The organism is Streptomyces sp. NPDC018263, assembly GCF_055562575.1.
Genome location: NZ_JBVHFA010000004.1, coordinates 338,212 through 352,847 on the forward strand (window position 1 = coordinate 338,212; position 14,636 = coordinate 352,847).

The 14,636-nt window shown below is 73.3% G+C and carries 15 protein-coding genes; 13 read left to right on the forward strand and 2 right to left on the reverse strand.

Annotation, left to right across the window (positions count from 1 at the left end; genetic code table 11):
* The first annotated feature begins 179 nt into the window (after positions 1-179).
* Genes ACZ3HQ_RS13940 through mmuM form a run of 4 tightly spaced genes read left to right on the forward strand, consistent with a single transcriptional unit; the run spans position 180 to position 3,632 of the window.
* On the forward strand, positions 180-1,430 hold the full coding sequence (locus ACZ3HQ_RS13940; protein WP_467510548.1) for an FAD-binding protein: 1,251 nt from the start codon (positions 180-182) through the stop codon (positions 1,428-1,430).
* 41 nt (positions 1,431-1,471) lie between these two features.
* Positions 1,472-2,047, forward strand: coding sequence for a TetR/AcrR family transcriptional regulator (locus tag ACZ3HQ_RS13945; protein WP_467510550.1), 576 nt, complete (start codon positions 1,472-1,474; stop codon positions 2,045-2,047).
* Entirely contained in the window at positions 2,044-2,739 is a 696-nt protein-coding gene (locus ACZ3HQ_RS13950; RefSeq protein WP_467510552.1) for an alpha/beta fold hydrolase, read from the forward strand. The genes ACZ3HQ_RS13945 and ACZ3HQ_RS13950 overlap by 4 nt, the downstream gene beginning before the upstream one ends.
* Entirely contained in the window at positions 2,736-3,632 is an 897-nt protein-coding gene (mmuM, locus tag ACZ3HQ_RS13955; RefSeq protein ID WP_467510554.1) for a homocysteine S-methyltransferase, read from the forward strand. The genes ACZ3HQ_RS13950 and mmuM overlap by 4 nt, the downstream gene beginning before the upstream one ends.
* An 8-nt stretch (positions 3,633-3,640) precedes the next feature.
* On the opposite strand, the gene ACZ3HQ_RS13960 is transcribed toward mmuM, so the two are convergent.
* The gene (locus ACZ3HQ_RS13960) at positions 3,641-5,194 is read right to left on the reverse strand and encodes a carboxylesterase/lipase family protein (protein ID WP_467510556.1); all 1,554 of its coding nucleotides are present in this window, start codon (positions 5,192-5,194) and stop codon (positions 3,641-3,643) included.
* 112 nt (positions 5,195-5,306) lie between these two features.
* Complete coding sequence (locus ACZ3HQ_RS13965; protein ID WP_467510558.1) at positions 5,307-6,446, reverse strand: YihY/virulence factor BrkB family protein; 1,140 nt, start codon at positions 6,444-6,446, stop codon at positions 5,307-5,309.
* 358 nt (positions 6,447-6,804) lie between these two features.
* On the opposite strand from ACZ3HQ_RS13965, the gene ACZ3HQ_RS13970 reads away from it, so the two are divergent.
* The 9 genes from ACZ3HQ_RS13970 (at position 6,805) to cysD (ending at position 14,636) form a co-directional block, all read left to right on the forward strand.
* Complete coding sequence (locus tag ACZ3HQ_RS13970; protein WP_467510560.1) at positions 6,805-8,091, forward strand: GAF domain-containing protein; 1,287 nt, start codon at positions 6,805-6,807, stop codon at positions 8,089-8,091.
* Between the two features lie 174 nt (positions 8,092-8,265).
* A complete protein-coding gene (locus tag ACZ3HQ_RS13975) occupies positions 8,266-9,600 on the forward strand; it encodes a hypothetical protein (RefSeq protein ID WP_467510562.1) in 1,335 nt (444 codons plus the stop codon).
* Between the two features lie 59 nt (positions 9,601-9,659).
* The gene (locus tag ACZ3HQ_RS13980; protein WP_467510564.1) at positions 9,660-10,238 is read left to right on the forward strand and encodes a GNAT family N-acetyltransferase; all 579 of its coding nucleotides are present in this window, start codon (positions 9,660-9,662) and stop codon (positions 10,236-10,238) included.
* Between the two features lie 101 nt (positions 10,239-10,339).
* Positions 10,340-10,423 (forward strand): putative leader peptide, encoded by an 84-nt coding sequence (locus tag ACZ3HQ_RS13985; protein ID WP_350748019.1) that lies wholly within the window; start codon positions 10,340-10,342, stop codon positions 10,421-10,423.
* A 125-nt stretch (positions 10,424-10,548) separates the two neighbouring features.
* The gene (locus tag ACZ3HQ_RS13990) at positions 10,549-12,243 is read left to right on the forward strand and encodes a nitrite/sulfite reductase (protein ID WP_467510566.1); all 1,695 of its coding nucleotides are present in this window, start codon (positions 10,549-10,551) and stop codon (positions 12,241-12,243) included.
* Entirely contained in the window at positions 12,240-12,422 is a 183-nt protein-coding gene (locus ACZ3HQ_RS13995) for a hypothetical protein (protein ID WP_467510568.1), read from the forward strand. The genes ACZ3HQ_RS13990 and ACZ3HQ_RS13995 overlap by 4 nt, the downstream gene beginning before the upstream one ends.
* A complete protein-coding gene (locus tag ACZ3HQ_RS14000; RefSeq protein ID WP_467510570.1) occupies positions 12,419-13,129 on the forward strand; it encodes a phosphoadenylyl-sulfate reductase in 711 nt (236 codons plus the stop codon). The genes ACZ3HQ_RS13995 and ACZ3HQ_RS14000 overlap by 4 nt, the downstream gene beginning before the upstream one ends.
* The gene (gene cysC / locus ACZ3HQ_RS14005; RefSeq protein ID WP_467510572.1) at positions 13,126-13,695 is read left to right on the forward strand and encodes an adenylyl-sulfate kinase; all 570 of its coding nucleotides are present in this window, start codon (positions 13,126-13,128) and stop codon (positions 13,693-13,695) included. Before ACZ3HQ_RS14000 ends, cysC begins: the two co-directional genes overlap by 4 nt.
* Positions 13,692-14,636, forward strand: a complete 945-nt coding sequence (gene cysD / locus ACZ3HQ_RS14010) for a sulfate adenylyltransferase subunit CysD (RefSeq protein WP_467510574.1) — start codon at positions 13,692-13,694, stop codon at positions 14,634-14,636. Before cysC ends, cysD begins: the two co-directional genes overlap by 4 nt.

A 14,636-nucleotide genomic window follows, 5' to 3' on the forward strand; every position in this document is an offset into this window, starting at 1 on the left:
TCCGGCTAAGGTCCCGGCTCACACGTACATCTCACACCGTATGCCCCCACTTCCCGGCAAGCCCTCCCGGGGGGGGGCTGTGAGGCACGCGACGTGTTGCCTCTCGGTCCGGGTCTCCCCAGGTCACGGGAGTGATGAGAGGGTCTGGGCACAGGCACTCTCGGGGAGGGACGGCAGGGATGACCAGGTCGGCGCGGGCGGTCACCAACTGGGCGCGGAACATCACGTACACGGCCGACGAGTTCCACCGGCCCACTTCTCCGGACGCCCTGCGGGCGCTGGTGGCGGGCAGCGCGCGGGTGCGGGTGCTGGGCAGCGGGCACTCCTTCAACCGGATCGCGGACCCCGGCGCCGGGGGCGTGCTGCTGTCCGTGGCCGGGCTGCCCCCGGTGATCGACGTGGACACGACGGCGCGGACGGTACGGGTCGGGGGTGGGGTCCGGTACGCGGAGCTGGCCCGTACGGTGCACGCGCACGGGCTGGCGCTGGCCAACATGGCGTCCCTGCCGCATATTTCGGTCGCCGGGTCGGTCGCCACCGGCACCCACGGCTCCGGCGTGCGCAACGGGCCGCTCGCCTCGGCGGTGCGCGAGGTGGAGCTGATCACGGCGGACGGCGGCACGCTGCGGATCGCCCGCGGCGACGCCCGTTTCGACGGTGCCGTGACCTCGCTGGGCGCACTCGGCGTGGTCACCGCGCTCACCCTCGACCTGGAGCCCTCGTACGAGGTCGAGCAGCATGTGTTCGCCGAACTCCCTCTGGACGGGCTGGAGTACGAGGCGGTCGCGGCCTCGGCGTACAGCGTGAGCCTGTTCACCGACTGGCGGGCGCCGGGGTTCCGGCAGGTGTGGCTGAAGCGGCGTACCGACCAGGCGCCGGTGGACTTCCCGTGGGCCGAGCCGGCGGCCGGGGCGATGCATCCGGTGCCGGGGATGCCGGCCGTCAACTGCACCGGGCAGGGCGGAGTGCCCGGCCCCTGGCATGAGCGACTGCCGCATTTCCGGGCCGAGTTCACGCCCAGCAGCGGTTCGGAACTCCAGTCGGAGTACCTGCTGCCCAGAGCGGACGCCATGGCCGCGCTGCTCGCCCTCGACGCGATCCGCGCGACGCTCGCCGAGACCGTGCTGACCTGTGAGGTACGGACGGTCGCGGCCGACGCGCAGTGGCTCAGCCCGGCGTACGGGCGGGACTCGGTGGCGCTGCACTTCACCTGGATCGAGGACGCGGCGGCCGTACTGCCCGCGGTCCGCGCGGTGGAGGCCGCGCTCGGCGCGCTGGACGCCCGGCCGCACTGGGGGAAGGTGTTCGAGATGCCCTCGGCGGTCGTGCGGGAACGGTTCCCGAGGCTGGCCGAGTTCCGGGCGCTGGCGGCCGGGCTGGACCCCGCGGGCAAGTTCGCCAATGAATTCGTGCGGGAGATTCTTTCCTAGACCCTCTAGGATGCGGGCTAAGCATCCAAGGAGGTGGGTTCATGGCACGCGCGGGGATCACGGCCGACCGGCTGGTCGCGGCCGCCGCCGAACTCGCGGACGAGGCCGGTTTCGAGCACGTCACCCTCTCCGCCCTGGCCCGGCGCTTCGGGGTGAAGGACGCGAGCCTGTACTCGCACGTGCGGAACCTGAACGACCTGCGCACCCGGCTGGCGCTGTACGCGGGCGGCGAGCTGATCGACCGCATCGCGGCGGCGGTCGCCGGACGCGCCGGCCGGGACGCGCTGACCGCTTTCGCGGACGCCTACCGCGCCTACGCCCTGGAGCACCCCGGCCGGTACGCGGCCACCCAGATCCGTATCGACCAGTCCCTGGTCACCGACTCCCCCGCCCTGCGCCGCACCGCCGAGATCACCTACGGCATGCTGCGCGCCTACGGCCTCTCCGAGCCCGACCTCACCGACGCGGTACGCCTGCTGCGCAGCACCTTCCACGGCTACTGCGTCCTGGAGTCGGCGGGCGGCTTCGGCGCCGGCCGCGCGGTGGACGCCTCCTGGGACAAGGGCGTCGAGGCACTGCACCGGGCGCTCGAACACTGGCCGAGGGAGAGCGAGTGACGACCCCCGACTCCGACATCACCGGCACCGGCCCGGTGCTCCTGCTCCTGCCGGGCGGCGCCGGGCATCCGATGGGGCTGGGCCCGCTGGTCGCGCGGCTGGCGCGCCGGTTCACCGTGGTGACGTACGACCCGCTGGGCCTGGCGCACGGGCGCCTCGGGGAGCCGGTGCCGGACCAGCGGCCGGAGGACTGGGCCGACGGCGCGGAGCGGGTGCTGGCCGCCGTGCTGCCGCCCGGTGAGCGGGGGTATGTGTTCGGGACCAGCTCGGGCGGGATCGCGGCGCTCGCGCTGGCCGCGCGGCATCCGGCGCGGCTGGCGCACGTGGTCGCGCACGAATCGCCGTGCGCGCTGGTGCTGCCGGACGGGGCGGAGCGACGGCGGGAGCTGATCGCCGCGCTGGAGGGCGCCGGGCGTCCGCCCGCCGAGGGTCCGGACGCGACCCCGATGGGAGTCTTCCTCGCCCATGTCCTGCGCCCGTTCACCGCGTACGTCCCGGCACCCGCGCTCGCCCGGATGACGCTCGCCGCAGGAGCGGAGTCACGCGGCCAACTCCCCTACCGCACGGCGGAGTTCCTGGCCGACGGCCCCCTGCTGGAACTCCCCGGCGGTCACCTCGGCGCCCTGGAACACCCCGAGGAGTTCGCGGACCGGCTCGCCGAAACCCTGAGCTCGGTTAACGTCGGGGGATGAGCACCGACCTGACCACCGCGCTCGCCGAGGGGCCGCCGCTGGTCCTGGACGGCGGGCTCTCCAACCAGTTGGCGTCGGCCGGGCACGACCTCGGCGACGAGCTGTGGTCCGCGCGCCTGCTCGCGGAGGACCCGGAGGCGATCACCGAGGCCCACCTCGCCTACTACACGGCCGGGGCGGACGTGGCGATCACCGCCAGCTACCAGGCCACCTTCGAGGGCTTCGCCGGGCGCGGCATCGGCCGGGCGGAAGCCGCACGCCTGCTGGCCTCCAGCGTGGAACTGGCCCGCGAGGCCGCCCGGCGCGCCCAGGCAACCCGCCCCCTGTGGGTGGCCGCCTCGGTGGGCCCGTACGGCGCGATGCTCGCGGACGGCTCCGAGTACCGGGGCCGCTACGGCCTGACCCGCACCGAGCTGGAGCGCTTCCACCGCCCCCGCCTGGAGGTCCTCGCCGAGGCGTCCCCCGACGTCCTGGCCCTGGAGACGATCCCCGACACCGACGAGGCGGAGGCCCTCCTGCGCGCGGTACGCGGCCTGGGCGTCCCCGCGTGGCTCTCCTACAGCATCGACGGCGACCGCACCCGCGCGGGCCAGCCCCTGGAGGAGGCGTTCGCCCTGGCCGCCGACGCCGACGAGATCCTCGCGGTGGGCGTGAACTGCTGTGCCCCGAAGGACGTCCCGCGAGCGGTGGAAACGGCGGCGCGTGTGACGGGCAAGCCGGTGGTCGCCTATCCCAACAGCGGCGAGACCTGGGACGCGCGAACCCGCTCCTGGGACAACGCCCCCACCCTCGGCCCCGCCCTCTCGACCCCCGGCGCCCGCCTGATCGGCGGCTGCTGCCGCGTGGGCCCGGAGACGATCACCGCGCTCGCCCGGGCGCTGGGCCGGGTCTGACCGCCCGGTCAGCGCCTCCGCAGCACCGGTGACCTCCGCAGTCGCCGTACCGCCGCCAGCCGGTCGGCCGAGGGGGGCTGGTGAGGGACGAGGGGGCTGGTCCAGAGGGTGAGTTCCGCGTCTCGGGGGCCGTGGGCGAGGTGGGGGCCGGTGGTGTCGAAGACGCGGGTGGGGTGGGTCGGGCCCCAGGAGGGCCAGCCGGGGTCGCCCGTCGTGGCGAAGTCGACCCAGGAGGCGTGCATGGTGTCGGCCAGGGACTGGGGGGCGCCCTTGCCGGCCAGTTTCACCGCCTCCTCGACCTCGCCGGTGTCGAAGACGAAGCCGAGTTCCAGGGAGTGGCAGGCGCCGAGGGCGGGGCGGAGGGACGGCCAGGCGAACTCGTACACATGGGAGCGGGACGGGCGGGCGTCGGCCAGGCGGTGCAGGGGGAGGCGGAGCATGTGGTCGGTGACCATCTGGCCGACCAGTTCGGCGGCGCCCGCCGAGGGGCGCAGGGCGCGGTAGCCGCGCGGGACCTCGGAGCCGACGTGGCAGCGGGCCATCGCGCCGGCCAGGGCGACCGCGCCGAGCCGGTCGACGTGCTCGACCAGGCCGCCGGGCACCAGCCAGAGCCGGTACTCGTCGCGGGTCCAGCCCATCAGCAGGTCGACGCCGGGCGCCGCGCCGCCGTCGGTGACGGCGGCCAGCGGGTCGGTGGGGACCAGGTCGCCGTCGACGACGATGCCGAAGCCGGGACCGCCCAGGATCGGGCTGCTGCGCCGGCTGACCTCGGCCTGGGTGCGCAGCAGCAGGTCGCGGTCGACGCCGGCGAAGGCGGCGGCGGTCGCGGGGACCTTGAGGCGGGTCGCCATCCGGCGGACCATGCGCCGTACCTTCTCGCGGTCCGAGACCTCCGGCGCCCCGCTCTGGAGCACCGCCCGCCGAAGAAGCCCGCGCGCCTGCGGGGCCGCGATCAGGACGCCCGTGCTGATCGCGCCGGCCGACTGCCCGGCCAGGGTGACGTTGCCGGGGTCGCCGCCGAAGGCCGCGATGGACTCGTGCACCCAGCGCAGCGCGGCGAGCTGGTCGCGCAGGCCGAGGTTGGCGGGGGCGTCGGGGAAGAGGCCGTAGCCCTCGACGCCGAGCCGGTAGTTCACCGAGACGAGGACGACGCCGTCGCGGGCGAAGGCCCGCCCGTCGTACACCGGTACCGCCGAGGAACCCCTGGTCAGCGCGCCGCCGTGCAGCCAGACCAGTACGGGGAGGCGGGCGCCGGGGCCGGGCTCGGGGGTCCAGACGTTGAGGTTGAGACAGTCGTCGCCGGGGATGGAGGGGTCGGAGAGGTACTGGGCGAACGCCTCGGAGTACGGCGGTTTCGGCGGGGTCGGCCCGAAGGCTCCGGCGTCGCGCACACCGTCCCAGGGCTCGGGCGGCTCGGGGGCGCGGAAACGGCGGGTGCCGAAGGGCGGTGCCGCGTACGGAATGCCACGGAACACCGCGTTCCCGTGCTCGTACCGGCCGCGTACCGCGCCGTACGGGGTACGGGCCACCGGGCCCGTCCGGTCAGTCCGGTCAGCCGTCATCGCCCACCAGCCCTTCGTCGCCGGTGCTGCCGCCGTGGCGGCACGCACCACATCTGTCTCCCAGAGCGCCGGGCGGAGTGGATCTATTCCGGCGCACCGACCGTCCGTACGGTCAGTCGTCCGGGGAGCCCTTGGGCGGCTGGTGGCCGTTCCTGGTGTGGCCGCGCAGTCTCCCGGTGATGTCCTCCGGGGGCAGGAAGCGGGACCAGCGCTCGGGGAACTCGGACGGCATGTCCGGGTCGTCCGGGTCGGCCTCGCGCAGCCCGGCCGCCCAGGCGACGTACTCCGCGACCTGGGCCTCCCGCTGGCGCTCGTTGGCCTCACGGGCGGCGGCCGTGGCCGCGGCGGGCCAGACCCGGTCGATGGCGGCGTTGACGGCGGCGCCGACCAGCACGGCGAAGGCGGACACGCCGATCCACAGCAGCACGGCGACGGCGGCGGCGAGGGAGCCGTAGATGGTGGCGCCCTCGATGGTGTGGGTGAGGTAGACACGCAGCAGGAGGCTGCCCAGGACCCACATGGCGAGGGCGACCAGCGCGCCGGGCACGTCCTCGATCCACGGCGAGCGGACCGGGACGGAGACGTGGTAGAGCGTGGTCAGGAAGACGATGGACAGCACGATGACGACCGGCCAGTACAGCACCTGGACGACCGTCGCCGACCAGGGCAGCACCCCCACCACCGCGTCCGGCCCGGCCACCATCAGCGGCAGCGCCACCGAGCCGATCAGCAGGGCGACCACGAAGAGCAGGAACGCCATGATCCGGGTCTTGACGATGCCCCGGACCCCGTCGAGGCCGTACATCACGGTGATGGTGTCGATGAAGACGTTCACCGCGCGCGAGCCCGACCAGAGGGCGAACAGGAAGCCGATGGAGATGACGTCGGGCCGGCCGCCCTTCATCACGTCGTCCAGGATCGGCTCGGCGATCTCCTTGACGCCCTTGTCGGACAGGACGGTGCGGGAGGCTTCCAGGAGGTTGGTCTCCAGGCTGTGGATCGTGTCGGCGCCGGTCCAGTCGTCGACGTAGCCGAGCAGGCCGATGAGGCTGAGCAGCAGCGGGGGCACGGACAGCAGCGTGAAGAACGCGGCCTCGGCGGCGAGGCCCAGGATGCGGTACTCCATGCAGGAATTGACGGTGTCCGTCAGCAGCAGCCAGGCCGTCCTCCGTTTGGAGACGTTCCGGTAGAGAGCCTTGGCCCGGTGGAGGCGACCGTGGGGCCGCTGGGGGGATTCGCTTGCTGACTGCACGTCCTAACGGTATCCGCCGCACCGCGCGCCCCTCACCTCGCGGGGGCACGCTTCGGGGCGGGCCGGGCGGCGGTGCGGCGCCGCGGGGGTGGTGCCGCGCCGACTCGGCACCGCCCCCGCGACACGGGCCCGCGACGGGGCGCGAACGCCGCCCTTGCGGCGGCGCGGGACTCAAGTCTCCTGCCGCCCTTCCGCGTTCACCAGGGTTGCAGGGGGTTGCAAGTTGTCGCCGACAGTGCGCGGAGGGTGTTCCCCCCGTCCCGGACCGACGGCAGTATGGGGGCGTCGGCCGACCGGAAACCGCCGTCCGGACGGCTTGACACAGCCGTACGCGCTGTCCGGACAGGGAAGGACCGACGTGGTGAACCCGCCGAGGGACGTGGCGCGTCCGACCGCCGCCGACGCACCGCGCACGGCGCGGCTGCTCGCGCAGGTCCGCGAGGCCACGCTCGCCGGACGACATGCGCCGATGACCCCCCGGCCGGTGATCGGACAGTCCTGGGAACGGATGCTGCGCGACGGCGTCGACCCCGACCGGGACGTGAGATCGGGGCTGTTGACGGCCGAGGAGGTGCGCCGCCGCCGGGAGGAGTCGCCGCTCAGACACGTCCTGCCGGCCTTGCGCGAGGGGCTGCTTTCGGTCGCGGACGCGGCCCGGCACATCATGGTCGTCGCGGACGCGGACAGCCGGGTGCTGTGGCGGGAGGGGTCGCCCGCGGTGCTGCGCCGGGCGGACGGGCTCGGCTTCGAGATCGGCGCGGACTGGAGCGAGGCGGTCGTGGGCACCAACGGGATCGGCACCCCGGCGGTGGTGCGGCGGCCGGTCCAGGTGTTCGCCGCCGAGCACTTCGTCCGCTCGCACGCCTCCTGGACCTGCGCGGGCGCACCGGTCACCGATCCCCGTGACGGGCGGCTGATCGGCGTGGTGGACGTCAGCGGCCCGCTGGAGAGCATGCACCCGGCGACCCTCGCCTGGGTGGAGTCGGTCGCCCGGCTCGCCGAGGCCCGGCTGCGCGAGCTGCACCTCGGCTCCCTGGAGCAACTGCGGTCGGTGGCCGCGCCGGTGCTCGCCCGGCTGGACGGACGGGCCCTCGTGGTGGACCGGGACGGCTGGTCGGCGGCGGTGACGGGGATGCCGTACGTACGGCGGATCACGCTGCCCAAGTCCCTGTCGCCGGGCAGGCATCGGCTGCCGGGGCTGGGGATGTGCGCGGTGGAGCCGCTGGCCGGAGGCTGGTTGCTGCGGGCGTCCGCGGAATCACCGGCCGGTGCGGGGAGGCTGGTTCTCGACCTGTCCCGGCCGGAGCGCCGGCTGCTCACGGTGTCCGACGCGGGCGGCACCTGGACCCGTGAACCCAGCGAGCGGCACGCGGAGTTGCTGTACCTGCTCGTGGCGCAGCGCGCGGGGCGCAGCGCGGCGGGGCTGGCCGAGGACGTGTTCGGCGACCCGTCCCGCACAGTCACCGTCCGCGCCGAGATGTCCCGGGTACGCCGATATCTCGGGGCGCTCCTCCTGCATCGGCCGTACCGGCTCCGGGAGGACGCGGAGGCCGAGGTGCTGCTCCCGGACGACCCACGTGACCTGCTGCCCCGCTCCACGGCACCGGGGGTGGCGGTGCGCCGTACGGCACACGGGGCGCGTTGAGCGCCCCCTTTCACGCCGGGCGCCTCCCGCCGCACGGCGGGCACCGTCCGCGTATTTGCGGCCTCTTGGCCCCGGCGCACCGCGTGCTGCCGTAGCATCCGAGGCGGGTCCGCCCCGTGCCGGGTGATCAACATGACGATCGCCGGGTGCAGTTGGCCCGCCTCGGGAGGAGACATGAAGCAACGCGGCAGACACCGCAGGCGCAGACGGGGCGTGGCGTTGCGCGCGGCCCTCACCGGGACCGGGCTGGCGCTCACCGCGGCGGCCACGCTGATCAGCACCTCCCAGGCCGAGGTCGCCTCGAACCCCGGCGCGCTCAAGCCGCTCACCTCCGCTTCCGACACCGCCCCGCTGCGCCTCCAGGAGCGGCTGGAGCCCGCTCCCGTACTGAACCGGCTCTCCGCAGCCATGGGCCGCCCGGTCGGCGTGGACACCGTGCTGGGCGACGCCGACCGCCGGATGCGCGTGGGCGCCGACTGCGCGGGCGACGACCGCTCGTCCCTGCCCCTGGCCCCCGAGGCCACCCGTTCCTACTGCTGGGACCCGGCCGACACCGCCGACACCGCCTGGCGCCCCGCCGCCGTGACCACCTCCGGCGACGCCGACGAGGACGGTGTCTGGGGCAGCCACCGGGTGGTGCTGACCGGATGGACGCACGCCACCGACACCGGCCGCGCGGCCGAACGCGGCCTGACCCGCGTCGCCTTCACCGATCTCGACGACCCCGCCCGCCCGGTCTACCGCTGGGTGCTGCTGGTGGTGCCGGTCGACGGCGGCCGGGACTACCGGCCTCTGACCTCGGGCGTCTCCGGCATGGTCTGGAACCACGGAAAACTGCTGGTCAGCGCCTCCGACGGCGGCGCGGAGGCGCTCTACGTCTACGACCTCGACCGCATCCAGCGCACCACCACCAACGAGCCCGCTGTCGGCCGGGTCCCGCACGGCTGGTCGGCCGCCGGATACCGGTACGTGCTGCCCGCCGTGGGCTCCTACCGCTACACCCGCGGCCGCTGCGAGGGTGGCCGGCCGCCCTGTCCCGGCCCGTTGGCGGTGGACCGCAGCACGGGCCCGGACACCCTGGTCGCGGCCGAGCGCACCTCCGCGGACGGTGCGCGCCGCGCGCGGCTGTGGCGGTACGCGTTCAGCTCCGCCCCGGCGCGGGCGGGCCTGCTCGCCACCGACTCCGCCGGGCACACCGACGCCGTCGAGGTGTTCGGGACCAGGGCGCGCGGGGTGCGGGGCGTGCTGTCGTACCGGCACGCCGGGGCGGCGGGAGCGTCCTGGTACACCGGCCAGTTGCCCGGCGCCCAGGACGGGCGGGGCGGCCTCTGGCGGCAGGACGCGGACGGCGCGAAGGGCGCCCGCTGCGGGGCGGACGGCTCGCACCACTGCTGGACGGAGTCGGCGGTGTCGCTGTCGTACTGGCAGGAGACCGGCGAGGTGTGGTCGCTGTCGGACCGCATGCTGTTCGCCGTCCCGCTGGCCTCGCTCGAACGCTCGCTGGACTGAGCCGGGATCTCAACCGGCGACGATCGACAGTCCGGTGGGCGGGATGATTCCCTGAGCCCATGAGCAGCGTCCCTGTCACCACCTGGTCCCTGGAACAGACCTCGCCGTCCGACCTCCTGCCCGCAGCGGCCCCCGAGGACGACGCGGTCCGGATCGTACGGGCCGAGGTGCCGTCCCCCGAGTTCAGCCGCTTCCTGTACGCCTCGGTCGGCGGCGACATCCGCTGGACCGACCGGCTCGGCTGGACGCACGCGCGGTGGCGGGAGTACCTGGGCCGGCCCGGCGTGGAGACCTGGGTGGCGTACGAGCGGGGCACGCCCGCCGGGTACGTCGAGATGGAGGCGACGGAGGAGGGCGTGGTGGAGATCGCCTACTTCGGGCTGCTGCCCGCGTTCCGGGGGCGCCGGATCGGCGGACACCTGCTGTCGGTCGGTACGGCCCGCGCCTGGGACCTGGCGAGCCGGTGGCCGGATCTGGCCCCGGTGAAGCGGGTGTGGCTGCACACGTGCAGCAAGGACGGCCCGTACGCCCTGGACAACTATCTGCGGCGCGGGTTCACCCTGTTCGACACGAAGGTGGAGCTGGAGGCGGACCTCCCGACCCCCGGACCGTGGCCGGGGGCGTTCCTGGGCGACTGACGCGCGCCTCTCTCGCGAAGTTGTCTCGGTATTCAGAATAGATCCGTCCAGATGACGGACAATGGTGGACTGCCCGGAGACGCGCGTGACACGCTGCCGTCATGTCTGGAACTGGAATCGCCTTGGTGAGTCGACGCCACGTCGACCTCGGCCGCATGTCCAGCGCCATGTGTCGGGCGAGCTGAGCACTCCAGCACCGCCGGCCTCTTCTCCACCCCCGTTCAGCGCAACGCCGCGCAGGTATGCCCGCGTGCGCAGATGCGCGCAGGCCAGAGCCGATTTTCCGCCTGTTCCTAAGGACGTACGAACCATGGCCCCCAGCCCCCAGGACCCTGCTGCCGCGCCCCGCCGCAAGGTGAGTCGTCACCGTGGTGAGGGCCAGTGGGCGGCGGGACACCACACCCCGCTCAACGGCAACGAACAGTTCAAGAAGGACGACGACGGTCTCAATGTGCGGACACGCATTGAGACGATCTACTCCAAGCGGGGCTTCGACTCCATCGACCCCAACGACCTGCGCGGCCGCATGCGCTGGTGGGGTCTGTACACCCAGCGCAAGCCCGGTATCGACGGCGGCAAGACCGCGGTGCTCGAACCGGAGGAGTTGGACGACAAGTACTTCATGCTGCGGGTCCGCATCGACGGCGGCCGGCTGACCACCGCCCAGTTGCGCGTGATCGGCGAGCTGTCGCAGGAGTTCGCGCGCGGCACCGCCGACATCACCGACCGGCAGAACATCCAGTTGCACTGGATCAGGATCGAGGACGTGCCGGAGATCTGGCGGCGCCTGGAGGACGTCGGGCTGTCCACCACCGAGGCGTGCGGCGACACCCCGCGCGTGATCCTCGGCTCGCCGGTCGCGGGGATCGCCGAGGACGAGATCATCGACGGGACCCCGGCCATCGAGGAGATCCAGCGCCGGGTCATCGGCAACAAGGCGTTCTCCAACCTGCCCCGCAAGTTCAAGTCCGCGATCTCCGGATCGCCCCTGCTGGACGTGGCGCACGAGATCAACGACATCGCGCTCGTCGGCGTCGAACACCCCGAGCACGGGCCGGGCTTCGACCTGTGGGTGGGCGGCGGCCTGTCCACCAACCCGAAGATCGGTGTCCGGCTGGGCGCCTGGGTGCCGCTCGACGAGGTGGCCGACGTCCACGAGGGCGTCATCTCGATCTTCCGTGACTACGGCTACCGCAGGCTCCGCAACCGCGCCCGGCTGAAGTTCCTGGTCGCGGACTGGGGCCCGGAGAAGTTCCGGCAGGTGCTGGAGGACGAGTACCTGGGGCGCAAGCTGCTCGACGGCCCCGCGCCCGAGCAGCCGGTGGAGCGCTGGCGCGACCACGTCGGCGTGCACCGCCAGCGCGACGGCCGCTTCTACGTCGGGTTCGCCCCGCGCGTCGGCCGGGTCGACGGCGCCACGCTGGCCAAGATCGCCGGGGTCGCCGAGGAGCACGGCTCCGGCCGGGTCCGCACCACCACCGAGCAGAAGATGATCGTGCTGGACGTCGAGGCGGACCAGGTCGACTCCCTGGTCGCCGGTCTGGAGGCGCTGGACCTCCGGGTCAGCCCCTCGTCGTTCCGGCGCGGCACGATGGCCTGCACCGGCATCGAGTTCTGCAAGCTGGCCATCGTCGAGACCAAGGCGCGCGGCAGTGCCCTCATCGACGAACTGGAGCGCCGCCTCCCGGAGTTCGACGAGCCGATCACCATCAACCTCAACGGCTGCCCGAACGCCTGCGCCCGCATCCAGGTGGCGGACATCGGTCTCAAGGGCCAGTTGGTGGTGGACGAGGACGGCAACCAGGTCGAGGGCTACCAGGTGCACCTGGGCGGCGCGCTCGGCCTGGAGGCGGGCTTCGGCCGCAAGGTGCGCGGCCTGAAGGTGACGTCGAAGGAGCTGCCCGACTACGTCGAGCGCGTTCTGCGCCGCTTCGAGGCCGAGCGCGCGGACGGCGAGCGGTTCGCCGCATGGGCCGCGCGGGCCAGCGAGGAGGCGCTGTCGTGAGCGAGCGTGCCGCACCGTTCCACTGCCCCTACTGCGGGGACGAGGACCTGCGCCCGAGCGAGCAGGGCCACGGCGCCTGGGAATGCGGAGCCTGCAATCGCGCCTTTCAGCTCAAGTTCCTCGGGCTGCTCGCCCGGGGGCTGAAGCGGGGCGACGACGGAGGGGACGACCGGATATGACGACCGCTCAGAATGAGCGCACCGAGGACGAGTTGAGGGAACTGGCCGAGCGCGCGGGCCGTGAGCTGGAGGACGCGCCCGCGCTGGAGGTGCTGCGCTGGGCGGTGGACACCTTCGGCGATCAGTTCTGCGTGACCTCGTCCATGGAGGACGCCGTGGTGGCCCACCTGGCCGCGCGCGTACGGCCCGGCGTGGACGTGGTGTTCCTCGACACCGGCTACCACTTCCCCGAGACCATCGGCACCCGGGACGCCGTCGACGCCGTGATGGACGTCAACGTCGTCACGCTCACCCCCGAGAAGACGGTCGCCGAGCAGGACGCGGAGCACGGGCCCCGGCTGCACGACCGCGACCCCGACCTGTGCTGCGCCCTGCGCAAGGTCCAGCCGCTGGAAGCGGGACTGACGGAGTATCGGGCGTGGGCGACCGGGCTGCGCCGGGACGAGTCGCCGACGCGGGCGAACACCCCGGTCGTCGGCTGGGACGCCCGGCGCCGCAAGGTCAAGGTCTCCCCCATCGCCCGCTGGAGCCAGGACGACGTGGACGCCTACGTCGCCGAACACGGCGTGCTGACCAACCCGCTGCTGATGGACGGCTACGCCTCGGTGGGCTGCGCCCCCTGCACCCGGCGGGTGCTGGAGGGCGAGGACGCGCGGGCCGGCCGCTGGGCCGGGCGGGGCAAGACCGAGTGCGGGCTGCACGGATGACGACCGATCGATACGAGGAGCGAGAACACGTGACGAGCGGAGCCACCGTCTGGCTCACCGGTCTGCCGAGCGCCGGCAAGACCACCATCGCCACCGAACTGGCCGGAAGGCTGCGCGCCGAGGGCCGGCGCGTGGAGGTGCTCGACGGCGACGAGATCCGCGAGTTCCTCTCGGCCGGGCTCGGCTTCGCCCGCGAGGACCGGCACACCAACGTCCAGCGCATCGGCTTCGTGGCCGAACTCCTGGCCCGCAACGGTGTGCTGGCGCTGGTCCCGGTGATCGCGCCCTACACGGACAGCCGGGAGGCGGTGCGCAAGCGGCACGCCGCGAACGGCACCGCGTACCTGGAGGTCCATGTGGCGACCCCGGTCGAGGTGTGCGGCGAGCGGGACGTGAAGGGGCTGTACGCCCGGCAGGCCGCGGGCGAGCTGACCGGGCTCACCGGCGTCGACGACCCGTACGAGGAGCCCGAGGCGCCGGATCTCCGGATCGAGACGCAGGAACAGAGCGTCACGCAGTCGGCGGCCGCGGTGCACGCCCTGCTCGGCGAGAGGGGACTGGCATGACGACCGTCGCCGCGGTGACGGGGGGCGGTGAGGGCACGGACAGCCCGTACGCCCTCTCCCACCTGGACGCGCTGGAGTCCGAGGCCGTGCACATCTTCCGCGAGGTGGCGGGCGAGTTCGAGAACCCGGTGATCCTGTTCTCGGGGGGCAAGGACTCGATCGTCATGCTGCATCTGGCGCTGAAGGCGTTCGCGCCCGCCGCCGTGCCCTTCGCGCTGCTCCATGTGGACACCGGACACAACTTCCCCGAGGTGCTGGAGTACCGGGACCGTGTGGTGGCCGCACATGGGCTGCGCCTCCATGTGGCCTCCGTACAGGACTACATCGACCGTGGTGTGCTCAAGGAACGTCCCGACGGCACCCGCAACCCGCTCCAGACGCTTCCGCTGACGGAGAAGATCCAGAGCGAGCGGTTCGACGCGGTGTTCGGCGGCGGCCGGCGCGACGAGGAGAAGGCCCGCGCCAAGGAGCGGGTGTTCTCGCTGCGCGACGAGTTCTCCCAGTGGGACCCGCGCCGCCAGCGCCCGGAGCTGTGGAACCTGTACAACGGCCGCCACGCCCCCGGTGAGCACGTCCGGGTGTTCCCGCTGTCCAACTGGACCGAGCTGGACGTGTGGCAGTACATCGCCCGCGAGTCCATCGAGCTGCCGGAGATCTACTTCGCGCACGAGCGCGAGGTGTTCTCCCGCAGCGGCATGTGGCTCACCGCCGGCGAGTGGGGCGGCCCCAAGGAGACCGAGCCGGTCCAGACGCGGCTGGTGCGGTACCGCACGGTGGGCGACATGTCCTGCACGGGCGCCGTCGACTCCGACGCGACCACGCTGGAGGCGGTCATCACCGAGATCGCCGCGTCCCGGCTCACCGAGCGGGGCGCGACCCGCGCCGACGACAAGCTCTCCGAGGCCGCGATGGAAGACCGCAAGCGCGAGGGGTACTTCTGA

Excerpts from the sequence above, each read along its gene's own strand:
- ACZ3HQ_RS13940 (WP_467510548.1), top strand. The coding sequence starts at position 180 with ATGACCAGGTCGGCGCGGGCGGTCACCAACTGGGCGCGGAACATCACG.
- ACZ3HQ_RS13945 (WP_467510550.1), top strand. The coding sequence starts at position 1,472 with ATGGCACGCGCGGGGATCACGGCCGACCGGCTGGTCGCGGCCGCCGCC.
- mmuM (WP_467510554.1), top strand. The coding sequence starts at position 2,736 with ATGAGCACCGACCTGACCACCGCGCTCGCCGAGGGGCCGCCGCTGGTC.
- ACZ3HQ_RS13960 (WP_467510556.1), bottom strand. The coding sequence starts at position 5,194 with ATGACGGCTGACCGGACTGACCGGACGGGCCCGGTGGCCCGTACCCCG.
- ACZ3HQ_RS13975 (WP_467510562.1), top strand. The coding sequence starts at position 8,266 with ATGAAGCAACGCGGCAGACACCGCAGGCGCAGACGGGGCGTGGCGTTG.
- ACZ3HQ_RS13980 (WP_467510564.1), top strand. The coding sequence starts at position 9,660 with ATGAGCAGCGTCCCTGTCACCACCTGGTCCCTGGAACAGACCTCGCCG.
- ACZ3HQ_RS13985 (WP_350748019.1), top strand. The coding sequence starts at position 10,340 with ATGTCTGGAACTGGAATCGCCTTGGTGAGTCGACGCCACGTCGACCTC.
- ACZ3HQ_RS13990 (WP_467510566.1), top strand. The coding sequence starts at position 10,549 with ATGGCCCCCAGCCCCCAGGACCCTGCTGCCGCGCCCCGCCGCAAGGTG.
- ACZ3HQ_RS14000 (WP_467510570.1), top strand. The coding sequence starts at position 12,419 with ATGACGACCGCTCAGAATGAGCGCACCGAGGACGAGTTGAGGGAACTG.
- cysC (WP_467510572.1), top strand. The coding sequence starts at position 13,126 with ATGACGACCGATCGATACGAGGAGCGAGAACACGTGACGAGCGGAGCC.
- cysD (WP_467510574.1), top strand. The coding sequence starts at position 13,692 with ATGACGACCGTCGCCGCGGTGACGGGGGGCGGTGAGGGCACGGACAGC.